This window comes from Pedobacter aquatilis (assembly GCF_032678405.1).
GTDB lineage: Bacteria > Bacteroidota > Bacteroidia > Sphingobacteriales > Sphingobacteriaceae > Pedobacter > Pedobacter aquatilis_A.
Genome location: NZ_JAVTSJ010000009.1, coordinates 52,318 through 75,973 on the forward strand (window position 1 = coordinate 52,318; position 23,656 = coordinate 75,973).

The 23,656-nt window shown below is 38.2% G+C and carries 16 protein-coding genes and 1 riboswitch; of the genes, 6 read left to right on the top strand and 10 right to left on the bottom strand.

From position 1 onward, the window contains the following. Positions 1–36 precede the first annotated feature (36 nt). From ispG to R2R71_RS20585, 5 genes are read right to left on the bottom strand one after another with little or no spacing between them, the layout of a single operon-like run. Positions 37–2,019, bottom strand: coding sequence for a (E)-4-hydroxy-3-methylbut-2-enyl-diphosphate synthase (gene ispG, locus R2R71_RS20565; protein ID WP_316833174.1), 1,983 nt, complete (start codon positions 2,017–2,019; stop codon positions 37–39). Positions 2,020–2,071: 52 nt separating this feature from the next. After that, a complete protein-coding gene (locus tag R2R71_RS20570) occupies positions 2,072–2,683 on the bottom strand; it encodes an RDD family protein (protein ID WP_316833175.1) in 612 nt (203 codons plus the stop codon). A gap of 56 nt (positions 2,684–2,739) precedes the next feature. Next, positions 2,740–3,711: a LiaF transmembrane domain-containing protein gene (locus R2R71_RS20575; RefSeq protein WP_316833176.1), complete on the bottom strand. Its 972-nt coding sequence runs from the start codon at positions 3,709–3,711 to the stop codon at positions 2,740–2,742. A gap of 5 nt (positions 3,712–3,716) precedes the next feature. Beyond that, complete coding sequence (locus R2R71_RS20580) at positions 3,717–4,391, bottom strand: PspC domain-containing protein (RefSeq protein ID WP_316833177.1); 675 nt, start codon at positions 4,389–4,391, stop codon at positions 3,717–3,719. 19 nt (positions 4,392–4,410) lie between these two features. After that, positions 4,411–5,100, bottom strand: coding sequence for an SDR family oxidoreductase (locus R2R71_RS20585; protein WP_316833178.1), 690 nt, complete (start codon positions 5,098–5,100; stop codon positions 4,411–4,413). A gap of 146 nt (positions 5,101–5,246) precedes the next feature. Here R2R71_RS20585 and R2R71_RS20590 point away from each other — a divergent pair, with 146 nt between their 5' ends. The 4 genes from R2R71_RS20590 to R2R71_RS20605 all read left to right on the top strand — a co-directional run bounded on the left by R2R71_RS20590 (position 5,247) and on the right by R2R71_RS20605 (position 8,850). Further along, positions 5,247–5,981, top strand: coding sequence for an MlaE family ABC transporter permease (locus tag R2R71_RS20590; RefSeq protein ID WP_115402805.1), 735 nt, complete (start codon positions 5,247–5,249; stop codon positions 5,979–5,981). Continuing rightward, positions 5,981–6,733, top strand: coding sequence for an ABC transporter ATP-binding protein (locus R2R71_RS20595; RefSeq protein ID WP_316833179.1), 753 nt, complete (start codon positions 5,981–5,983; stop codon positions 6,731–6,733). The genes R2R71_RS20590 and R2R71_RS20595 overlap by 1 nt, the downstream gene beginning before the upstream one ends. Before the next feature lie 85 nt (positions 6,734–6,818). Next, the gene (locus R2R71_RS20600) at positions 6,819–7,700 is read left to right on the top strand and encodes a class I SAM-dependent methyltransferase (protein ID WP_316833180.1); all 882 of its coding nucleotides are present in this window, start codon (positions 6,819–6,821) and stop codon (positions 7,698–7,700) included. A gap of 103 nt (positions 7,701–7,803) precedes the next feature. Next, positions 7,804–8,850 carry a hypothetical protein gene (locus R2R71_RS20605; protein ID WP_316833181.1) on the top strand — a complete coding sequence of 349 codons (1,047 nt, stop codon included), beginning with the start codon at positions 7,804–7,806 and terminating at the stop codon, positions 8,848–8,850. Positions 8,851–8,940: 90 nt separating this feature from the next. Here the strand turns inward: R2R71_RS20605 and R2R71_RS20610 are convergent, their stop codons facing one another. The 5 genes from R2R71_RS20610 to R2R71_RS20630 form a co-directional block, all read right to left on the bottom strand. Then, a complete protein-coding gene (locus R2R71_RS20610) occupies positions 8,941–10,029 on the bottom strand; it encodes an acyl-CoA dehydrogenase family protein (RefSeq protein WP_316833182.1) in 1,089 nt (362 codons plus the stop codon). A 28-nt stretch (positions 10,030–10,057) separates the two neighbouring features. Further along, positions 10,058–10,678 carry a nicotinamide riboside transporter PnuC gene (gene pnuC, locus R2R71_RS20615; RefSeq protein WP_316833183.1) on the bottom strand — a complete coding sequence of 207 codons (621 nt, stop codon included), beginning with the start codon at positions 10,676–10,678 and terminating at the stop codon, positions 10,058–10,060. Between the two features lie 68 nt (positions 10,679–10,746). Further along, positions 10,747–10,942: riboswitch (TPP riboswitch) on the bottom strand. A 61-nt stretch (positions 10,943–11,003) separates the two neighbouring features. Continuing rightward, positions 11,004–13,877 (bottom strand): DNA gyrase/topoisomerase IV subunit A, encoded by a 2,874-nt coding sequence (locus R2R71_RS20620; protein WP_316833184.1) that lies wholly within the window; start codon positions 13,875–13,877, stop codon positions 11,004–11,006. A 130-nt stretch (positions 13,878–14,007) separates the two neighbouring features. Further along, entirely contained in the window at positions 14,008–15,687 is a 1,680-nt protein-coding gene (locus tag R2R71_RS20625) for a PNGase F N-terminal domain-containing protein (protein ID WP_316833185.1), read from the bottom strand. 35 nt (positions 15,688–15,722) lie between these two features. Continuing rightward, the gene (locus R2R71_RS20630) at positions 15,723–16,211 is read right to left on the bottom strand and encodes a cytidine deaminase (protein WP_316833186.1); all 489 of its coding nucleotides are present in this window, start codon (positions 16,209–16,211) and stop codon (positions 15,723–15,725) included. Positions 16,212–16,360: 149 nt separating this feature from the next. Between R2R71_RS20630 and R2R71_RS20635 the strand changes: the two genes are divergently transcribed. Next, positions 16,361–21,355 (top strand): translocation/assembly module TamB domain-containing protein, encoded by a 4,995-nt coding sequence (locus tag R2R71_RS20635; protein WP_316833187.1) that lies wholly within the window; start codon positions 16,361–16,363, stop codon positions 21,353–21,355. Beyond that, a complete protein-coding gene (locus R2R71_RS20640; RefSeq protein WP_316833188.1) occupies positions 21,339–23,654 on the top strand; it encodes a BamA/TamA family outer membrane protein in 2,316 nt (771 codons plus the stop codon). The genes R2R71_RS20635 and R2R71_RS20640 overlap by 17 nt, the downstream gene beginning before the upstream one ends. Positions 23,655–23,656 lie beyond the last annotated feature (2 nt).

The following is a 23,656-nucleotide window of genomic DNA, read 5'->3' on the forward strand; positions in this document are numbered from 1 at the left end:
TAATGATTTGATTAGAAAATAAAGATATGGAGATAATTAAACCTTTTCTACCCAGTTTCCGTCACCTTTAATAATCTCAATCAGTTCATCCAGTGCAAAAGCGGTATTTACATTTTTCTTCACTACATCCTGACCGCGGTATAAGGTAATTTTATCAGGACCAGTACCTACGTAACCGTAATCAGCATCAGCCATTTCACCAGGACCATTAACAATACAGCCCATTATACCAATCTTCAGGCCTTTCAAATGATCTGTACGGGAACGAATCAATTGCGTGGTTTCCTGTAAATCGAAAAGTGTTCTGCCACAACTTGGACAAGATATATACTCGGTTTTACTGATCCGGGTTCGCGTTGCCTGTAAAATCCCAAAACTTGTTGCATTAACCAGCGCCAGGTTATGTCCCTGGGTATCAATCCAAACTCCATCACCAAAACCATCAGTAAGTAAAGCGCCCAAATCGGTTGCCGCATATAACATCAGCGTATCTGCATCCAGATTTTCGTAAGTTCTTTTAATAATCACCGGAACCTGAATATTTTGCTGTTGTAAGCTGATGAAAAATGCCCGCTGTTCCGCCATTCCATGATTAGCAGAGGTTTTAAGGATTAAAACAATATTACTGAACTGATCAATCGCTAAATTATTAAGCTGTGTTGCATCAAGCTCAATGAAGTTCAGCGCTTCATCTTTAAGCGAAGCCTGACTAAATTCTTCCAAAGAAAATAATGGATGGGCATTATTTTTATCCTTTAATTTCAACCAGGTCTGGTAATTGTAAACCTGCTTTAAATTACCTGGAAACGAAAAAGATGGTAAGTTATCCCCAAGATAGGCTAAATCACAAGACTGGTCAGCCAGGTTATATTTATCCAATCCAGCACTATAGTTATACCCGACTGAACTTAAAAAATAGGGATCTTTCAGATTTTCATTAGAAACATCAATCATCACTAAAGGATGATGGTGTCCTCCAATATGTTGCACGGGTTCGGTAATCCGCCTTGAATAAGCATACGGAGAATACGTTTTGATGGAAGAGGTAGAGTGGGAAATGGGTGATACACTTTCACCCTCATGATGTCCGTTATCAGATTTTTGACTTCTAAGTACATACCGATCGGCTAAAGCCTTTGCAACCGGCGCTTCGAATTCAGGATCTTCGGTGAGTGATACACGAATCGTATCGCCCAGACCGTCTTCTAATAAAGTTCCGATGCCGACCGCTGATTTAATACGGCCATCTTCTCCATCACCAGCTTCTGTAACCCCTAAATGTAAAGGATAGTTCATACCTTCTTTAACCATCGTTTCTACAAGCAAACGATAAGCCTGAACCATAACCTGCGTGTTGCTGGCTTTCATTGATATAACCAGGTTATAATAGTTTTCAGCCTCGCACATACGGATAAACTCCATAGCAGATTCTACCATACCACGCGGCGTATCACCGTAATGGCTCATTATGCGATCGGAAAGGGAGCCATGATTTGTACCGATACGCATTGCCGTACCATACTCTTTACAGATTTTAATCAGTGGAATAAACTTCTTATTGATTCTTTCCAGCTCTGCATTATAGGCGTCTTGTGTGTACTCCAGGTTTTCGAATTTCTTTTTATCGGCATAGTTACCCGGATTAACACGAACTTTTTCTACAATCCTTGCGGCCATTTCGGCAGCATTTGGCGTAAAATGAATATCAGCAATCAGGGGAACATCATAGCCTCTGAAACGCAGTTCTTTTTTAATATTAGCAAGATTCTCGGCTTCTTTAATACTTGGCGCTGTTATCCGCACATAATCGCAACCTGATTCTACCATCCGGATGGTTTGTTCAACAGTACCGAGTGTATCCATGGTATCGGTTGTTGTCATCGACTGGATGCGTATGGGATTGTGACCGCCTAAGACAATATCCCCAATGTTTACTTCGCGGGTTAAAAACCTGGAATATTGCGTTAAACTATTGCAATATCCACCTTCTAATTCATGATTAACCGATATATTTTCCATGCGATTGCAAAGATAAGGATTGTTGGAATGTTTTAATGTTGGAATGCTGTAATTAAATCAGTCTATCTTTTATAACCAAAGTATCAGCCGCTATATCGTGCCAGCATTGATTTTTCTTATTCAGGAAACTATATAAATAACCAAAGAAGACAGGAATTACAGATAAAATTTTGGAGCAATTACGCATCAGCGAACGGCCAAAAGAAACCCGACTACCTTCTAAATCAGTTACCTTGATGTTAACCAATCGTTTTCCTATCGTACCTTGTTTTTTGCCTGATTCAGCAAAACTGCCATAAACTAGTTTTACAATGAAGATGGATGGCAGGGGCATTAAAAAAGCCATGATACCTGCATCTTTTCCTTCAACGAAAATAAAACTGATTAAAATAATGATGCAGTAAACGACAAAAATTAAGAAATGGTCTATTACTGAAGCGAGTAATCGCAAATCAAAAGCGGCAAAATATTGTGGAATGGTTTTCTGCAGCTGAAAACCAAGAAGCTCACGCAATTCTTTAATTGCATGAGCTTCTTTATAGTCATCCATTCCAGGTTTTCGGATGAATGTGTTCGGTGTAATATTTAAATTGCTAAGTTCAGCTAAACGATAGGGGCCTTGAGGCTTACCATTAACTACAACTGTATATACATCGTTATCCATTAGATTTAAAGATTTTGGCTAATGCTTTAATCTTTAAGCTTTCACCTGTTGGCTTTCTAATACCTGTTAACCTCAAAATTACTTAATCCGCCATCTAAATTAATAAAGATTTTTTTTGTTGATGTTTTATAGTTTGACGTTTCATAAACACCCTCACTTATCTTATCAAATCCTTCGAAATCTTTTGCTGATAAGCCTGTTTTGGTTTTTATGCGACAACCTGAACCTGCAGGGATTTTAATTTTAACATCGGCAACCCCTGATTTCACAACAACATCAGTAATTGGAAGTAAATCGCCTATTTTGATATCAAGTGATGCCGCACCGCCATCAAAATGGAAACTACGTACTTTGTAATGTTCAAAATCAAAATCAGCCTCACCTGCCCCAAGTTTCATGATGATATCCCAGTTTGGTGCTTTATTGAGTTTAAAATCTACATCATTTCCACCATCACCAAAATTCCATTTATTCTTTTTATCGCCCATTTTAAAGGTAAGAACAGTTGCCGTATCGGTAGCCTGTTTTGTTAACGAGAAGTTTCCTCTCCTTTTCTTAACATCAGCTTTGATTAGATCAGTGGTTTCTCCGTCTAAATTGAAAGAAATACCACCACCAGAAATATTTAAGACTGCTTTCTTTGTACTATCAGCTGCGACGAAAGGCTCCGATAAATTCAGCTGATTTAAAGCCGTATCCGTATCATCATTATCATCGTCGTTATCATCAATATTAATATCTACATCTTTCTTAAAGTTATGGCCCCACCATGAATTCTTGTCAGGTTCCTGTTGGCCTTTAAAAAATAAAAAGCTTAAGGTCAATACAAGCACAGCAATGGAAATCATACTGCCTGTTTGCGAATTGTTTTTGTTGAACAAAATATTAACCCCTGCAATGATTAAGAACACGGGCCAGAAATGCCATACATTACGCCAATAAAATTCTATTACACCAAAGTTTTCCAATAAGAGTACTCCGCCTACAAAAAGCAGTAAAATACCCCAAATTAATCTATCTAGTTTCATAATATTTATGCTTGAGGGTTATTAGGTGTTGAATTGTTTTCGTTCTTGGTTTCCTCTACAATTACTGCGTCGGTAACCGTTTCAGTTTTTGCTTCACTTGCAGCTTGTTGCTGGTTCTGAAAAGCGGCCCATTCATTTTTTCTTTTTGATTTTGCAATAATGCTGATACCCAAAGCGATGAATATTATTGGCCAGAAGTTCCTAAACCTAAACCAATCCGGAATAAAATCGAATTCGCGCATCAGAAAAAAACAGCCTACTACCAGCAGCATTAAGCCTCCAATGGTACGTCCTGTATCATTTGGCTTGCTGAATTTGCTAAAATCAGCCTGCGTTTCAAAAGGTGTTTTTTGTGCATCATTAACGGGCTGCGTCCAGTTTGTATTACCAGAACCTACCGGGCCTGAATAAGCATCGGCCTGGCCAAAGGGGTTCGCATTTGGATTATTCTTGTTAAAATAATCGTTAAATTTCGAGAATTTTGCTGCCGGATCGTTATTAACGGGCACAATAATCCACATAATTATATAGGCTACCAGGCCACCTCCGGCCATAAAAACAGTAGATAAAGCAAACAGTAATCTAACTATGGTCACCTCCACCTGCATGTATTCTGCAAGGCCCGAAGCTACACCGGCAATCATCTTATCGTGTTCGTTTCTAAAAAGCTTCTTTTCCATAACGTTGTTCATTTTGTGTTTAAAAATCGAGCGGCGTGATTAGCACTTCATCAACGTTTACCCCTTTACTTAAGTTTAAAATGGTAAATAAAGTGTCTGCAATATCTTCGGGTTGTACAAATTTTTCATCAGGAATCGTTGTTCCCTCCCAGGATGAAGTTTTGGTTGAACCCGGCAAAAAAGCAGTTACCTTAACATTGTATGGTGCCAACTCTTGCCGCAATACATGATTAAGACTCAACATCGCTGCTTTTGTTACACTATAGCTGCCACCATTTTTCACAGGAGCCTTACTCGCAACCGAACAGATGTTAAAAATATGCCCACGCTTGCTTGAACGCATTATTTTCCCAAAAAACTTACTGATATAGTAACCCGCATTCACATTAACACTTTGCTGTTTCTCAAAAATTTCATCGTCTTCATCGAGCATTACACCAGGTAAAAAAGCACCTACATTATTTACAAGAACATCTGCAAAGCCAAATTCATTTTCAATGGCATTTAAAAAAGTGTAGACTTCGTCTTTTAGCCCGCAATCAGCGGCATAAATTAGAACAGTCCGCCCAGTAACAAATAGCTCATCGCGAAGTTTTTCAAGTTCCTTTTGATCTCTGGCGACCAATGCTAAATCATATCCTTCTGACCACAATTTCAGGGCTATTGCCCTTCCAATTCCCTTTGTTGCACCGGTTATTACAGCTTTCATAGTTTTATGGTTTAATTTTTGTAAGCAAAAAACCATATTTATATTTAAAACCACGAATATTTTTGCAATTAACAAAGGGCTACAACTTTTTTATCGTTTCTTTGTAGTATTATATATTAACATTTAAATTAAGCAACACATACGGAATGAATTTTACCAATTTCGGCAGGTATATACTGCTACTCAAATCTGTATTCAGAAGGCCGGAGAAACTGAAGATATATCTTAAGGAAATCGCCAAACAAATGGATTATGTTGGCGTTGGTTCATTAGGCCTGATTGCTATTATTTCTACTTTTATTGGTGCGGTAATGACACTTCAAATCGCCTTCCAGCTCGTTAGCGATTTCATCCCTAAAACAATTATTGGTTCTGTAAACAGGGATTCGAGTATTCTTGAACTAAGCCCTACCATCAGTGCGATTGTACTTGCAGGTAAAATTGGTTCTGCAATCTCATCAGAAATTGGCTCTATGCGGGTTACTGAGCAAATTGATGCTTTAGAAATCATGGGTATAAATGCACCAGGTTATTTAATCCTGCCTAAAATTATTTCAGGCATAACAATGGTACCGATGCTGGTTATCATTTCCATGTTTTTAAGTATTTCTGGTGGTTATATCGGTGGTTCGATTTCAGGCGCTGTTACACCTGCTGAATATATACAAGGTATTACTACAGATTTTAATCCGTATACGATAACAGTTGCTTTGGTGAAAGCCTTTGTATTTGGCTTTATTATTACCTCAGTACCTGCTTATGAGGGTTTTTATGTTCGTGGTGGTGCCCTTGAAGTTTCTCAGGCAAGTACACGGGCGGTTGTTATTAGTTGTATTTCTATTTTAGCCTGCGATTATATCGTAACCCAATTATTATTGTAATGATAGAGATTAAAGATATTTATAAATCATTCTCTGGAAACGAAGTTTTAAAAGGCATATCAGGGAAATTTGAAGAAGGTGTAACCAACCTGATTATTGGTGGTTCGGGTTCGGGAAAAACAACTTTACTAAAATGTATGGTTGGCTTGCACCAGCCAGATTCAGGCTCGGTTTTATACGATGGCCGTGATTTCACCCCAATGACCTACGAACAACGCATCGAAGTGCGTAAGGAAATAGGAATGCTTTTTCAAGGCTCTGCACTTTTTGATAGTATGACGGTTGAAGAAAACATTATGTTTCCCTTAAACATGTTTACCGATCAAACCCGCAGTGAAAAAATAGACAGGGTAAATTTTTGCCTGGAACGCGTTAACCTTGCAGGTAAGAATAAATTGTTTCCGGCCGAACTATCGGGTGGTATGAAAAAACGTGTTGGTATTGCCAGGGCAATTTCAATGAATCCAAAATACCTGTTTTGCGATGAGCCCAACTCCGGTTTAGACCCTAAAACATCAATTGTGATTGATGAGTTGATTCAGGAGCTAACCGAAGAATATAAAACTACTACCATCGTGGTTACACATGATATGAACTCGGTAATGGGTATAGGCGATTATATTTTATTCCTGCACGAAGGAAAAAAATTCTGGGAAGGAAGCAACAAAGAAATTGCGCACACCGATATTAAGGAACTGAACGACTTCGTATTCGCCAGCCGCTTTATGAAAGCTGCAAAAGACAAGTTTTAAATAATATCGTCATTGCGAGGTACTAAGCAATCTCATCAAACAGATTGCTTCGTACCTCGCAATGACGATTTACATATAATATTACATGATACAATTATTAGCCCCAACCCACTGGAAAGACTATGAACTGATTGATTGCGGGGATTTTGAAAAATTAGAACGTTTTGGAAATGTTATCTTAATCAGGCCTGAACCCCAGGCTGTATGGAAGAAAACATTATCGGAAGAGGAGTGGAAAAAAACAGCCAATATTACTTTCAGAGGGCGCTCTGCAACCTCTGGTGAATGGGTTAAAAAAAATCCAGCCATTGCCGACCGCTGGCACGTTGAATATAAGAACAACGATGTGGCCATTAAACTTCGTTTAGGCTTAACCTCTTTTAAACATGTTGGTGTTTTCCCAGAGCAAGCTGTTAACTGGGATTTTATCTCCTCCTCCATTAGGAAGTTTAAAACACCTCAGCCAAAAGTCTTAAATCTTTTTGCTTATACTGGCGCAGCTTCATTAATTGCCAATGCAGCTGGTGCTGAAACAACGCATGTTGATTCAATTAAGCAGGTGGTAACCTGGGCTAACGAAAACCAGGAGCTTTCCGGTTTGAAAAATACACGATGGATGGTGGAGGATGCGCTAAAGTTTGTAAAGAAAGAACTTAAAAGAGGAAAAAAATACAACGGAATCATCCTGGATCCACCCGCATACGGACATGGCCCGAATGGAGAGAAATGGAAACTTGAAGACCATATCCAGGAAATGATGCAGGATGTTGTTCAGCTATTAGATGAAAAAGAACACTTTTTAATCTTGAACACCTATTCGTTAGGTTTCTCTTCTGTAATTGTCGAAAACCTGATCCGTACTTCATTTCCTAAAGTAAAGAATTTAGAAACCGGCGAATTATACCTTCAGGCTACGGCAGGCACAAAGCTTCCCTTAGGTGTTTTTGGTAAGTTCTGCAATGTGTAAATGTTGATTACTTTTTTTTGAACTATGGGTTTTCCAACCTACTTTCATGTTTTAAACAGATTCGGAAAAACTGTCTAAACACTAATTATCTATAACTATATCTATGAAATTTCCTCAACTAGCGGGCACTCTTATCTTAGGTTTTGCCGCAATTTCGTTATTTGCCAACTGCAATTCTGATGGCAAAAGCGGTGGTATTGGCAAAATGTTCTCATCAGACAGTACTAAAAAGAAAGCGGATTCTACAGTAAACGTAATGAAACCTGTTGACCCTAAATTATATGACTCGCTAGTACGTAAGCTGGCAAACGGCGATACAACCGGAAAATGGCCGGTAAAAAACCAACCGATTCCTCTAGCAGGAGCGATTTTACCATTTAAACGCATTGTTGTTTATTACGGAAACCTTCATTCAAAAAAAATGGGTGCACTTGGCGAATATGCCCCTAAAGAAATGTGGCAACGTTTAAATGCAGAGGTTAAACACTGGGAAAAAGCTGATCCAACAACCCCAGTGCAACCAGGATTGCATTACATTGCAGCAGTTGCCAGCGGAACACCTGGTAAGGATGGCAAATACATCAACAGAATGGGTGATAAGCAAATTGATTCGGTTTTAAAAATCGCCAAAATGCAACCAAATACCATTGTGTTTTTAGATTTACAGGTAGCTTTAAGTACTATAAAAGCAGAGCTTCCCAGAATTGAAAAATATTTAGAATTACCTTACGTTCATTTGGGTATCGATCCTGAATTTTCTATGAAAGATGGCTCTTTACCTGGAAAAAAAATAGGAACATATGATGCCGCTGACATTAACTATGTAACCGGCTATTTAGCAGATATCGTAAAAAAACACAATCTTCCTCCAAAGGTTTTCACGCTACACCGTTTTACCAAAAAGATGGTAACTAACTCGCAAAGCATCAAATTGCGCCCAGAAGTTCAAGTAGTAATGCATATGGATGGATGGGGAGAGCCAGAATTGAAAAAGGGCACTTACCGCCATTTTATTTACGGCGAACCTGTACAATTCACAGGATTTAAGTTATTTTATAAAAACGATTTAAAGAAAGAGCCGAAACGTTTAATGACACCTGAAGAGTTACTTAAACTTACGCCAAAGCCAATATATATTCAATATCAATAATAATAATAATAAAGCCCGTAATTTTGATTACGGGCCTTATTATTTACCGCTCTTTGTAAATATCAAAAAAGACTAAAAGAGTTCTTCCTGTTAGTCAAGAAAAGTTAGTAAAGCATGCTGACTCGCCGTATGCATATCCCGCCATACCCTGTTAATTTCTGATTCTTTTTTTGCAGCTTCTAATCCGCAATAAGGAAAAAGCGTATCTGTAGCCTTTCTGCACGCATGAGCAAGTTTTCTGCTTACCAGGCTTACTTCGAGTAGTTTATCCTCATCAATTTGGCCTTTTTCAATTAATTGCTGCCACGATTCATCAAAGTTTTTGTAAAAATCTAGCCTTAAATTCCGTACTTCTTCTTTGCATTGGTTCAATTCCTGGGTGAAAAAGGCAATCTGTTTTTCATTATATCTCCTCAATCCGGAGCGCGAAAAGAAAGATGCTTCAACCAGTTTAATAAAATGATTAGCCATCCCTAAGCTGTTAACGGCCAAAGTGGTTTCAGCCAGTTGAAGAAACGGATAATCAAATCCCTCATCATTAACTTCGATGGTATTATTTATTTTGAAGGTCCTATTCGCCGGAACGTTTAGCTGGTGTGCCTCAAAAGCGTGACTACCAGTGGCAATTAATCCAAAATACGACCATCCTGAAAGAATTTCAACTTCCTCTTTTTTAAGGATAAATGATCTGATCTCAGGATTTCCATTTTCATCCAATACCTCAGTACCATCGCTGTTTTGGAGTGTACAATTCGCTGTAAAAATAGTCGCATGTAAAGCACCACTAGCATATTTCCAATGACCATTAACGATATAACCGTCATTTGTTTTAACAGCGGTTCCACCAATGGCTCCGCTTCCGGCGAAGCAAACCTTTCTATCCGAAAAAACTTCTTTAGCAAGATCAGGATTGAGAAAGCCTGCAAACCATGCTGCCCCAGCACAAAGGGTAACCGTCCAGCCTAGGCTACCATCCGCTTCAGCCAGCTTCTCTTCCAACCTTAATATTTCAGGCAGTTTCTTCCCCGGACCTCCATAAACCTCAGGTACAAAAAGCTTAAACCAGTTTTCTTCGTAGGCAATTTCTAAAATCTCTGGATGTAATTCGCCAAGCTGTTCAGATTTTGCTGCGAATTCATTTACTTTCTCTTGCCAGGTTTGTGTTATTGTATCTTCCATAATGCCATTATTTTCTAACTAAAAATTTTTAAACCGATCTTAGCGCTCTCTTTCCAATAATTTTTTTCCAATCCATAAAACCAAATATGGCCACTACAAAAAGAAAAATGGTTAAGCAAGCCATCAAGGGTAATTTCTTGTGGAACAACAGCGGAATAGCAACAATATTTGAAATATTTAGGAAAATCCAGTTTTCGATTTTACGCTTTGCAAGCAACCACATCCCTGCCCAGGCCGTTGATGAAACAAAGGCATCAAGCAAAGGCACATCAGAATCGGTATGGTTTCTGAGTACAAAAAAGAAAACAAAAAAACCAATTACTGAGATGACAACAGCGATCAACAATTCGTTATTTGTACTCCATGCAACCTGGTTTTCACCTTCAAGTTTACGTTTTTTCCAGATCACCCATCCATAGATACTCATGATCAGGTAGTAAATGCTCAGCAGCATTTCTGCGTAGAGTTTAACATTCAATAGTAGAAACATGGATAGTAAAATCGAAACTATACCAGTAGGATACAGCCAGATGCTGTTTCTCTTTGCTAACAGCACTTCTGATACGCCGAAACCAACTGCCAGCCATTCAACTAATGATGTATGCGAAATTTGCTCCAGAAAAAGCCTGAACCATGCTTGAATATCCATTTACAATACCTCTATGTCCTTTCAGACCAAAAAAAATAGTTAAAAACTGCTTTCAGGGCGAAACAGTATTGTAAATTTAACCTCTTCCCTACGTCGGCATTATCCGAATCAGGTGCATTCAAGGTTGATGGCGGTAGGCTTGCCAGGTGGAGGGAAACCCTCTGCCTTCTTACCTTCTACCTTTCACCTTAAAATGGGTATAATCTCAGCCTTTTGGTAGCAACAGAAATTGCATGTTTCAAAAAGCACCCCTTTGAGTAAGGCAAATATAGTTTTTATATTGACAAAATTGATTTTTATTCAAATTGACTTTGAAGTCATCTCATTAAAACAAACCTAACTGACCTTTATCGTCAATATCGATATCATCAGGGTTTGTGATTTCAAAATCAATTTTCTTAACTGGCTTATCGTCGGCTTGGGTAATTTCCTCTTTTACTGGTTTAGCTTTCTCTTCGACTGGTTTTTCAGTCTTAGGCTGCTGAGGAGCCGGTTCTGCGTCAACTTTGTTTTTTTCCTCAGTTACTGGCTCAGCTTTACGTTCAAATTTAGGTTTTTGTTTTTCTTCAACTGGTTTTTCCTCAGTGACTTCTACTTTAACATTTTCAACAGGAACTTCGTTTTCATCAACCTCAACACCATTATCTTCTTCCAATACATCCTCATCAGCTTGATCAGGCTCATCATTTTCATCAAGCTCAATTTCAGGCTCTTCTAATACTACTTTTTGAACATCATGAGGAGATAAACGATTACCATTGGCCTTTAATCCCTTCACATCAATCAGCTCGGACAGTACCAAATCTAAAGTTTCAGGGATTTGTGTTTTACCCTTCAATACATCTACAGCAACCTTCGCTGCCGGATTTGCCGTTAAAAACAATAATCTTGATTTCTGCTCCTCACTAATGAAAATGGTTTTCTTACCAATTGATTGAAGTTCAAAAACAAAACGCTTGATGAAATAATTCTGTGCCTTTCCATCAAAATGAATAGCTGCAAAAACTTTCTCTGCATCAAACTTTTCAATCAATATCAGGCCATCATCAAAGTGATTACTTAACTCAAAGGAGCTGAGTTCGTAATAACCGTCTTTATGCACCTGGAGAATTCTGTCATCGCCGTCGAATTCGCCAAGGTATTTTCCTCTGCCATCAACATTCAGGCGCTTCAATAAATCATCATACCAGATTTTCAATCCTGATAATGTTGAAACACCTTTACTTTTCAGTATAATTTTCTTAACCGGATATTTTGAAACAATGTTTCCTTGTGAACCACGGCCTTTAATTGCCACCTCAGCAAAATCCAGGTCGAACTGCAGTTTACGCAATTTCGAATGAGGCTTTAAAGCCACGTTCACAATTTCTGCCTCGCCATTAGGATTAGCCGTAAAGTATAAAACTTTTGAGGCTTTGGAACCTTTTGTTAAATCATATTCCTTATCGCGGGTTACGCCAACAACGGCGAAACGTTTGATATAAGCTGTTCCTGATGAACCATCTTTATAAATCATATTATAAATGGTACGTTCATCATTTTTCTTGAAAACCTGGGCATGGATGATTCCTTTACCAACAAAGGTTTTGTCGGCAACTTTGGTGATTATACATTTTCCGTCTTCACGAAAAACAATTACCTCATCAATATCCGAACAATCTGCAATATGGACATCTTTCTTCAAGCCTGTACCAATAAACCCGTCTTCGGCATTCATATAAAGCTTCACATTTGCTAAGGCAACTTTCGACGCCTCAACCTTATCAAAAAGCCTGATTTCGGTTCTTCGCTCTCTACCCTTTCCATATTTATCTTTCAACTTCTGGTACCAGGCGATTGCATAATCGGTAAGGTGTTTAAGGTGATTTTTAACAACCTTAATTTCATCTTCCAGATTTTTCATCTGCTCATCCGCTTTTTTAACATCAAAACGGGTGATACTGCTCATCGGCTTATCAATAAGTTTTTTGAAATCCTCAGGCAGAATCTCGCGGTAAAGCGATGGTTTGAAAGGCTCGAACAATAAATGTAAAACCTCGACCACCGTTTCGAAATTCGCTGAATTTTCATATTCAGGGTTTTTATACATTCCCTCCTGAATAAATATTTTTAATAAAGAACTAAAGAAAATTTTCTCCTGCAATTCATGCAAGCGAATCTCCAATTCTTTTTTTAATAAGCTCTTAGTATGTTTCGTATTCTCAATCAGGATATCGTTCACACTCATAAAGTGTGGCTTATCCCCTAGAATAATACAGGTATTTGGTGAGATAGAAACTTCGCAGGCTGTAAAAGCATAAAGTGCATCTATTGTTACATCTGGCGAAATGCCTGGTGCGAGGTGCACAATAATTTCAACATTAGCCGCTGTACTATCTTCAATCTTTTTGATTTTGATTTTACCTTTGTCGTTGGCAGCCAGAATACTATCAATAACTGAACTGGTAGTTGTACTATACGGAACCTCCGAAATAACTAAGGTTTTTTTATCTTTTTCGGTAATTTTTGCACGAACACGTATTTTTCCACCACGCTGACCTTCATTGTAATTCGAAAAATCGGCGGCACCACCAGTAAAAAAGTCGGGCAAAATGTTCGGGCGGTTACCACGTAGCGCTTCCATCGAAGCATCCAATAGCTCAACGAAGTTGTGTGGCATTACTTTAGTTGCCAAACCAACGGCAATACCCTCTGCCCCCTGTGCCAATAACAGTGGAAATTTTACGGGTAAAGTAACCGGTTCATTATTACGTCCGTCATAACTTAATTGCCATTCAGTAGTATCGGGATTAAAAACAACCTCGTTCGCAAACTTTGACAAGCGTGCTTCAATATAACGAGGGGCCGCAGCACTATCGCCGGTAATCGGGTCGCCCCAGTTCCCCTGCATATCAATCAGTAAATCCTTTTGGCCAATCTGAACCATTGCATCACCAATAGAGGCATCCCCGTGCGGGTGATACTTCATGGTGTTACCAATTACGTTCGCAGCTTTATTGAAACGACCATCATCCATTTCCTTTAACGAATGCATAATGCGTCGCTGAACAGGCTTTAATCCATCATGAATATGTGGAACAGCACGGTCCAGAATTACATAAGACGCATAATCGAGGAACCAGTTTTCATATAAACCGTTAATTGGTGTTATGGTATGTTTATGCTCTTCGTTTACGTTTTGGTCTAATTCTTCACTCATCTATTTACAAAAATTGGCAGCCGTAAATATAATAAAAATGATTTCACACTATGAACAGAGGTTATTCACATTTCAAGCCTGTCCGTTTATGATGAAATTGATTTTGCGATATGTTTTTTGTTTTGCGCAATTATTCCGTTCCCAGCAAAACGCCCGAAACATTCCAGGCACTTGAACTCGAACCCTGCGGAGGGCCCATCGGGATAACAACTTTAACCGTATGTTTACCGGCCTTTAAATCGCCTAAGGGAATAATATTCGGATTAGTTACCGTACCTGGACACCAGTTTGAGCGGCTTAAATCAGAAGAGGAAAGCCCTGTTTCAAAATTTCCCGATGCCGGATTTGATAACCTGTAAGAGCCGCAATCCTGGCGCCAAGGGATAAAAGAAAAAGCCTCTTTTTCATCTAACCAGATGGTATTTTGCTTAGGCACGAATTCGTCTCCACCTCCCCAGCCACCATGGCCTGTAGTGATGTATCGAAGCTTTGCATCTTTAACATCTTTATCAAGTGTAAATGAAACTTCTAATCCTTTCTCACTGCTGAACATCGTTGCGTATTCCTGTCCGGCCATTTCCATTACGTTTGTAGAATTAAATAATGGCAAGATTAAAGGTTTATTTTCTTTTTCGCGACCACCATTATGAAGGGTAATATTTAGCGAAACCTTGTGCCCGCCTTTATCATAATTACCTATAAAAACCGCTACCCATACTTCCTTTCCGTTAACCAGCGGAAACAATTCTGTAACCTCTTGTCTGTAATAAACCTTGTCTGCCCAGTTTTTATCCTTTAGTTTCAAAGTGTTGTATTTCCCTACTCCAAAAGGTGTAAAAAACCGCATTAGCTCAATAACCGGGTTATAATTTGGCGTGGAAACAACACCTTGATAGACTTTACCATTCCCGTTATCGTAAACGGGCAAAACCTTAACAGAATTTTTCAGCGCATCCATTAAACTCAACTGTTTATCGGTTGGAATAATAAAAACAGAGCCTGTCCGGTCGTAAGCATCACCATTTGATTGTTCGGTTAAATCGACAAACACATTTGGCTGCCCTGTTAATGATGGAAACTTTATTTTTCTGGCAATTACGGTTCCTCCCGCAAACCTGAATATCGAGTCTGTAGATTGCGGCTTATCAATAAAATTAATGATTTCATTGTTAAAAACATTTAGGGTCGTAAACCGGCTTTTCCAGAGCAGGTCCTTGTACGACAAACCATCGGTAAGCCTTAGCTTGCTGATAGCTGCTTCCTTATGGCCTTTAATTTCTTCTATTTTTGTAGCAGTAACATAGCTGTTCCCGTTACGAACCTGTTCCAATACCAACCCAAGGCTTTGACCTAAAACTGTTGGTGCGGCATTAATTCCTGCCTCAGTAGTGTACCATAACTCTATGGTATTCGAGTTAACAATAATTTTAGCTTTCTTGCAGGTGTATCCCAAAATTACTTTGGTTTCATTACTAAATTCAAAAACCTGTTTAGCAATTGAGCTGCTATCTGCGGTAGCGATAATGTTGTCCTTACTTAAGTCGGCTACCTGAAATAAGATATGATCAGGCTTGGTAATAATATTTTGCTCAAACGGATATTTAGCCTTTCCTGAAAGCACACTTTCGCTGCTTAAAAGATTTTGCTTTGCTCCTGTAATGACAATCGTTGGATTACGGTCTTCTTTTGGCTTTCCGTCGGCAGAACGCCAATAAATAATTTTATAGGTAGCCCCGGGTTTTAATACCTGCTGGGCCTCAACATTTACACAAAATAGTAGGGAGAAAATAAAGATATATAGCTGCTTCATAATATCGAAAAACCAAATATAGTTAATCGCCCTGCTTATCTTTCCAATCTTTCCTCAACAAAGCCAAAAGGCAATAAACTCTTTACACTTGATACTTTTAAAACTTCTCCGTTAAGACAGTAAAAAATTACAGCTATAGGTGTTTCTTGTTTTCTTTCAAATTCCGCCATCACCTGTAAACAGCCGCCACACGAAGTAACTGGTTTTAATATCTCAAAAGCATCTGTTTGCGCAGTAATGGCCATACTCTCGATTACTGCATTTGGATAATTTGAGCCGATTGAAAAAAGTGCAACACGCTCTGCACATAGTCCGGATGGATAAGCAAGATTCTCCTGATTGCTTCCCAGGATAACTTCTCCCGAGGCTAAACGGATTGCAGTCCCGACCCTGAACTTAGAATATGGCGAATAAGAGCTAGTTAAAGCTTGCTCAGACAGTTCGCACAATTGCCTGTCGTCTTGACTTAACTCCGCTATACCAGTATATTGTTCAAAGCTTATATTTAGATTTAATACTTTCATTTTTAAAGATTTCTAAAACCGCCAATGTTAAATTTTTATAGCGGGCGAACAATTTAGGTTATTTTTTGTATTAATTATAAAAATCTGCCTTAAATTAATTTTAATGGCATGCTTTTAGCATTTTAGATAATCACCAAACACAATTAGCTTTGAATAAATACGTACGTAAAAGTCTTAAAATTTTACTTTGGGTTATTGCCTCAATTATCATACTCATTGTTGCTTTGGCTTTATCTTTAAATATCCCGGCTGTACAGAACTTTGTTAAGGATAAGGCCATTAATTACCTTAAAACGAAAACGAAGACAGAAGTTAGCCTCGAAAGCATCAAAATTGCATTGCCGAAAGATGTTGTGCTTAATAAGTTTTATATCGAAGACCGAAAGCATGATACCTTGCTATATGCTGAAAAATTAGCGGTTGATATTAGTCTTTTTAAATTATTGAAAAATACTGTTGAGATAAATAATATCGAACTGAAAACAATACGTGCCAATGTAAAACGTATAAGCCCTGATACAACTTTTAATTTCTCGTTTCTGGTTGATGCTTTTATGAGTGACCAGAAAAAACCGGAGGAGAAGGTTGATAAAGATACCACATCAACTCTTAAATTTTCGGTAGATAAAGTCTCATTTGAAGATATTGGGATTAATTATCGAGATGATGTTGCCGGAAATGATGTAAAACTTTACCTGGGTGCCTTTAAAACAAAATTAAAAACTTTCGATCTTGCAAATCAGCATTACGTAATCCGTGAGCTAACTTTAAAAAACACTTATTTAAAATACCTTCAGCAAAAACCATTAGTACAGCTGGTACAAAATATTACAAATAGTGTAGACAGCAGCCAGAAAGGAAGTGGAAAACTACCCTTGATTGAAGTTGAGAATTTTGCATTTAACAATGTAAAGGTTAATTACGATGACCAGATTTCGACAACAAAAGCCGTTGCTGATGTAAATGAGTTAGGGCTCGTAAACCTTAAAGTGGATTTAACCAACAGCAAATATGCAGTTGATGATGCAAAGCTGAATAAATCGAATATTCTTTTCGCTTTTAAACCAGCTCCTTCAAATGATCTAAAGAAAGTTAAAGATACTGTTGTAACCGAAAAATCACCCTTAGGCCTGATCATAAAAAACATTAGTCTGGCTGAAAACAATGTACAGTTTGACAACCTTGGTGCGAAAGCTGCACCAAAGGGTATGGACTTTAACCACCTAAAAATTAGCGGGCTTAATTTTGGTGCAGCAGATGTAAGTTACAGTGCCGACGGAATAAAAGCCAGGGTTAAAAATGGCTCATTAACAGAAAAAAGTGGTTTTATTTTAAACCAGCTAAGTGGAGATGCCATTTATAATGATAAGCAAATCAAGTTAAAGGATTTTGTTTTGAAAACGCCAAATACCAGTGTTGAAAATGCAACAGAACTGAATTTTACTTCAATGGATGATTTAACCAAACATCCTGAAAGAGTAAAACTGGCAATCAGTTTGAAAAACACAAGCTTAGGCCTAAAAGATGCAGGATATTTCAGCGATGCTATACCTGCAAACTACCGTAATGAGAAAATAAGGATTAATGCTGAAGTAAATGGTTACTTAAACAATTTAAGTATTCCACGTTTACAGGTTAACGGACTAAAAAATACTCAGATTGACATCAGCGGTACGGCTAAAGGATTACCCGATATTAATAAAACCTTCCTGGATTTAAACATCAAAAAACTTTATGTAACCAAACGTGATATTTTGGTCGCTGTACCGAAAAAATCGCTTCCGCCAAGCATCGAATTACCAAATGTAATTAATGCAAAAGGCAACTTTAAAGGTTCAATGACAGATTTTAACACCAACATGAATATCCAGACAGATATGGGTGGCGCAGTGTTAACTGCAGCAATGAAGGGACCAAAAGGAAAGGAAAGTTATAAAGCTAATGTTAACCTGAATAACTTTAATGTCGGCCGCTTATTAAAAATGCAGCCAAAACTAGGTCGGATTTCTGTTAAAGCAGATGTTGCAGGAACAGGCTTGGATCCTAAAAAAATCAATGCAAAATTTAATGCAAAAGTAGTGAGTGCCTACTACAATAAATACACTTATCACAATCTTAACCTGGCAGGAAATTACAGTAATCAGAACATCAATATAAAAAGCAGCATGCCAGACAGCAATGCAAACTTTGCACTTGATGCAAGGGTGAATATGGCTGGAAAATATCCTACAGTGAAAGCCAATCTTAATTTAAAACAGGTTAATCTACAGGCATTGAATTTTAGTCCGACGGTTTTAAGCGCTGCAGGTTTGGTAAAAATAGATCTGGCAACGGCTGATGCTGATTACCTAAACGGATCGATTGATATTACCGGATTACAGGTGGTAAAAGATGCACAAAGGATTAATGTTGATACCATTTCGGTCAGAGCTAAAACAACAGATACTGAAAATGAGTTAACTTTAAAATCTGAAATTTTATCAGCAAAAATTGATGGAAAATACCAGCTTACCAAAGTGGGGAATGCCATCATTAATGAAATTAACAAATACTACGCTTTTGGAGAGGTTACCAAGATACCTGATCAGCGATTAAGGTTTTTTGTACAGGTGTACGATTCCAAGTTGCTTAAAAATTTTGTTCCCGAGCTTACTGTTTTCAAACAATCGCAATTTTATGGTTTAATTGATACCCAGAAAGACAGCCTTCAAATCAAAGGAAATTTTCCTCAGGTAGTTTATGGCGATTTTAAAGTTGATACTACTGTTTTAAACATTAATAATGATAATAATAAACTAGCCTATTCACTTACGGTTAAAAGCTTGCAAAGTCCCTCCATTGCATTGTTTAATACTGAAGTTAGTGGCGATGCCGCAAACAATAATTTGGGCGTAAATGTATTTCTCCGCGACAGGCAACTTAAAAACAAGTATGTAATCGGTGGAAATTTTCAATCAATAAACAAGGACTTCAAATTTAGCTTAGACCCACAAAAACTTCTACTCGATTACCAGAAATGGATAGTATCACAAGATAACTACATCCAGTTTGGCGAATCCGGTATCCTTGTCAATCAGTTTCAAATTAGTAACAGTGGGCAGTCTTTATCCATAAATAGTAATCCTACACTAGCAAATGCACCTTTAGCTGTCGAATTCAAGGATTTCCAACTTGAAACCTTGACTAAGTTTGCTGAAACAGATACAACGCTAGTAGGAGGACGCTTAAACGGTACAGCAAATGTTAAGGATTTAGCATCGAACCCAAAATTTGAGGCTAATTTAACTATTGATCAGCTACGTTATCAGAAAGACCAATTAGGTACATTAAGGCTTGCGGTAAATAACAATACCGAAAATGCTTTTGAGGTTAATGTTGCCCTGACTGGTGTACACGAATTAAGGGTTAACGGTTTTTACTATACCGCACCGCAAAGTGCTTTAGACTTAACGGTAAACATCGATAAAATTGAGATGAAAAATATTGAGAGTTTATCGCAAGGACAATTAAAAAACGGAACAGGCACACTAACCGGTGCACTTTCTGTAAAAGGTGCTTTAACCTCCCCAAAAATACTGGGGGATTTAACCTTTAACAATGCAGGTATTAATGTTGCCTATGTTAATTCTTATTTCCGGATGCCGAATGAGAAAATATCGTTCACAAATGAAGGTATTAGCTTCAATAACTTTACACTAATTGATTCTTTAAATCAAAAGGCCACCATCAATGGAAAAGTATTAACAACCGACTTTAAAAATTTCCGTTTCGGTCTTGATATTAACATGAATAATTTCAGGGCAATTAACTCTACCTCGGCAGATAATGAAATGATTTATGGGAAAGTTTTTCTAACCAGTAATATTCGTGTTCGAGGCGATTTGAACCAGCCTGATGTTAATATGAACGTAACGGTAAACAAAGGAACTAAATTTTTCTTTGCTTTGCCGTCAAGTGATCCGGCCATTATAGACCAGGAAGGCATTGTTCAGTTTATTGATGCAGATGCCCCGCCATTTAACGGGCAAAAAGCGTTGAAAGTAGACAGCATTAGCAAATCGCCTATCAAAGGATTAAACCTTGTGGCAGCAATTAATATCGACCCTAAGGCTGAAATTAATGTGGTAGTAGATCCTTCAAACGGTGATGCTTTAAACATTAAAGGACAAGCTGACCTTAATGCAACAATGGACCCAAGCGGCAAGATTAGTTTAACAGGCCGTTATGAGGTAATTGATGGTTCTTATAACTTATCGGTTGGACCTTTGGGCAAAAAGGAATTTAGGATTGTAAAAGGCAGCACGATTGTGTGGACAGGTGAACCAACTACCGCAAATGTAAACCTGACCGCTATGTATGAGGTGAATGCGGCGCCAATAGATCTTTTAAATCAACCGGATAATTATGAGGCAAAAACGAAGCTCCCGTTTCAGGTTTATTTAATGATGAAAGGTGAGCTATTGAAACCTATAATATCCTTTAAAATAGACTTACCAGAGAACGAACGAAATGCCTTACAGGGTCAGGTTTACACCAAATTGATTAACGTTAACCGAGATGAAAGTGAACTCAACAAACAAGTTTTTGCTTTGCTTGCGTTAAACAGGTTTATTGCTAATAACCCTTTCCAGAGTTTAGCAGGCGGCGGTGGTGGAATCTCTACCCTGGCAAGATCCAGTGTGAGTAAATTATTAACAGAACAGCTGAATAATCTTGCTTCTGACTTAATTCAGGGGGTTGAATTGAATTTTGGCGTAAACTCTTCTGAAGATTACTCTACAGGTTCACTTCAACAGAAAACAGATTTAGAAATTGGCTTATCTAAAAAATTATTAAACGACAGGCTAACGGTAACTGTTGGAAGCTCATTTGCACTAGAAGGGCCACAGGCACCAGGCGAAAAATCGACTGACATTGGTGGGAATGTAAATGTAGAATACGCATTATCGGCAGACGGCCGTTATCGTTTAAGGGCCTACCGCCGAAACCAGAACGATGTAATTGTTCAGGGACAGATTATTGAAACTGGCCTCGGTTTTACACTCGTTGTTGATTACAACAAATTCAGGGAAATATTCCAGAAGAAACGCAATAGAAGAACAAGAACCGTTGAACAAAAACCTAAAGATGAAACAACTAACTAGACCTTTTTTATTTTTATTGGCCTGCTTAGTTTACATGGGCTGTAGCAGTACGAAATCATTAAAGCCCGGTCAAATTTTATATACCGGCGCAGAGGTGAAAATTAATCCAGACTCATCAGGTAAAATTGATGATGAAAAGCAAGTAAAATCTGACCTGGAAGGTAAAACCCGGCCACGCCCGAATAAATCTATTTTAGGCATCAAGTATAAATTAGGCATCTATAATCTGGCTGGCGAACCCAAAAAACCAAAAGGTTTCAGAAACTGGTTAAGAAGACAAGGGGAAGCACCTGTTTTGTTAAATGATGTAAAATTAAAATACAACAACGATGTTTTGACCAGTTATTTAATCAGTCAGGGATATCTTCAGGCAACCGTAACCGGTGATACCGTGGTTAAGGATAAAAAAGGTAAGGCCATTTATACCGCCGAAACCGGTAATCGTTATAAAATTAACAAGATTTCTTTTCCACCTGACACTGGGGTGCTCACTAAGATCATCAATGAAAATAAAGATAAAACCCTGCTGAAAGTTGGAAACTATTATGACCTTGATGTTTATAAAAATGAGCGCATCAGGATTGATAACGACCTGAAGGAAAATGGTTATTTTTACTTTAGCCCTGATTACCTGATTATGCAGGTAGACAGCACCATTGGCAAAAATCTGGTAAATATTACTGTTAAGGTAAAAGACATTGCCCCTGATGCGGCCTTAAAGCCATACACCATTAAAAATATTAATATTTACCCTAACTACACATTAAGGAGAGATTCTGCATTAAGAAAACTGAAACCATTGGAATATCATGATTTCAGTATCTATGATAACCGGAATACTTTTAAACCAAGATTATTTGACCGTCTGGTATTTTTTCAAAAAGGAGAACCATATAACCGGAAAGACCACAATCAATCTCTGAACAGAATGGTTAATGTAGGTGCTTTTCAGGATGTGAGGGCAGAATTTTTACCTATTGATAGTTTTAAAAACAATCAGCTGGATCTCAATATTTACCTCACACCACTAAAGAAAAATTCATTATCATTTTCAGTTACAGGTACAAGTAAATCGAACAACTTTGTGGGTTCGGAGGTGAAGGTTACCCAGACGACACGTAATTTGTTCAGAGGAGCGGAGCAACTGGATGTAAGTGTAAGCGGAGGCTTCGAAACACAGGTTAGAGGAACCGCTCTGGGAAAAAACTCTTTGTCGTTTACCTCCGAAGCGAAGTTAACCTTCCCAAGGTTTATCGTTCCTTTTTACAAGCCTAACAGTACAACGGCATTTATACCTAAAACCATTGCTTCAGCTTCTTACCAGATGCTAAACCGCGGAGGTGATTACACTCTACATGCAATTAAAGGAGAATTTGGCTATAATTTCAAGGAAAATCAATATAAGGAACATAATTTCAACCCCATTTCAGTAAGTTACGTATCTACCAGTTTTCCTGATTCAGCCAGAAAAGATACGCTATTTACACAAAATCCATTATTAAGATCAACCCTCGAAAACCAGTTCATTATTGGCAGTAATTATAATTTCACCTACACCAATCAAATGGAAACCAATCGTAGAAATAATGTTTATTTCTTCGGAGGACTAGAAACAGGCGGTAATGTATGGGGTTTATTTACACCAACGAATGCACAAGGTCAGAAAACATTATTTAATACCCCACTTACACAATTTATCAGGGCTGAAGCAGATTTCAGGGACTTTTATAAAATCAACAGGAATCTGATTTGGGCAAACAGGCTAAACCTGGGCTATGGTTATGCCTACGGCAATAGTACTTCCCTCCCATTTGTTCGCCAGTTTTTTGCAGGTGGCAGTAACGACATCAGAGCATTTCCTGCAAGAACCTTAGGTCCTGGAACATACAAAGTTCCCGAAAATGCCATCTTTGCCGACCAGGGAGGTGATATAAAATTAATGCTGAATTCAGAACTCCGCTTTAAGCTGGTAAGTGTTTTATATGGTGCGCTTTTTGTTGATGCGGGGAATATCTGGCTGAGAAAAGAGGATACCGGTACACCGGGAACCAATGATACCGGCAGACCAGGTTCGGAGTTTAAATTAAAAAACGCCTTAAATGAACTTGCTGTAGGTACGGGCGCAGGTTTACGGGTTGATGCCACAATTTTTGTGGTACGTTTGGATGTTGCTTTTCCCGTTCGTAAGCCTTATCTTCCCGAAGGTCAGCGCTGGGTATTTAACGATATCGCGTTTGGCAACAAAGACTGGAGAAGAGAAAATTTAATCTTTAACATTGGGATAGGTTATCCGTTTTAATT

Coding starts and splice junctions, on each gene's coding strand:
- R2R71_RS20600 (WP_316833180.1), top strand. CDS start 6,819: ATGATACAATTATTAGCCCCAACCCACTGGAAAGACTATGAACTGATT.
- R2R71_RS20640 (WP_316833188.1), top strand. CDS start 21,339: ATGAAACAACTAACTAGACCTTTTTTATTTTTATTGGCCTGCTTAGTT.
- R2R71_RS20575 (WP_316833176.1), bottom strand. CDS start 3,711: ATGAAACTAGATAGATTAATTTGGGGTATTTTACTGCTTTTTGTAGGC.
- R2R71_RS20585 (WP_316833178.1), bottom strand. CDS start 5,100: ATGAAAGCTGTAATAACCGGTGCAACAAAGGGAATTGGAAGGGCAATA.
- R2R71_RS20610 (WP_316833182.1), bottom strand. CDS start 10,029: ATGGAAGATACAATAACACAAACCTGGCAAGAGAAAGTAAATGAATTC.
- R2R71_RS20570 (WP_316833175.1), bottom strand. CDS start 2,683: ATGGATAACGATGTATATACAGTTGTAGTTAATGGTAAGCCTCAAGGC.
- pnuC (WP_316833183.1), bottom strand. CDS start 10,678: ATGGATATTCAAGCATGGTTCAGGCTTTTTCTGGAGCAAATTTCGCAT.
- ispG (WP_316833174.1), bottom strand. CDS start 2,019: ATGGAAAATATATCGGTTAATCATGAATTAGAAGGTGGATATTGCAAT.
- R2R71_RS20580 (WP_316833177.1), bottom strand. CDS start 4,391: ATGGAAAAGAAGCTTTTTAGAAACGAACACGATAAGATGATTGCCGGT.
- R2R71_RS20590 (WP_115402805.1), top strand. CDS start 5,247: ATGAATTTTACCAATTTCGGCAGGTATATACTGCTACTCAAATCTGTA.
- R2R71_RS20595 (WP_316833179.1), top strand. CDS start 5,981: ATGATAGAGATTAAAGATATTTATAAATCATTCTCTGGAAACGAAGTT.
- R2R71_RS20625 (WP_316833185.1), bottom strand. CDS start 15,687: ATGAAGCAGCTATATATCTTTATTTTCTCCCTACTATTTTGTGTAAAT.
- R2R71_RS20620 (WP_316833184.1), bottom strand. CDS start 13,877: ATGAGTGAAGAATTAGACCAAAACGTAAACGAAGAGCATAAACATACC.
- R2R71_RS20630 (WP_316833186.1), bottom strand. CDS start 16,211: ATGAAAGTATTAAATCTAAATATAAGCTTTGAACAATATACTGGTATA.
- R2R71_RS20605 (WP_316833181.1), top strand. CDS start 7,804: ATGAAATTTCCTCAACTAGCGGGCACTCTTATCTTAGGTTTTGCCGCA.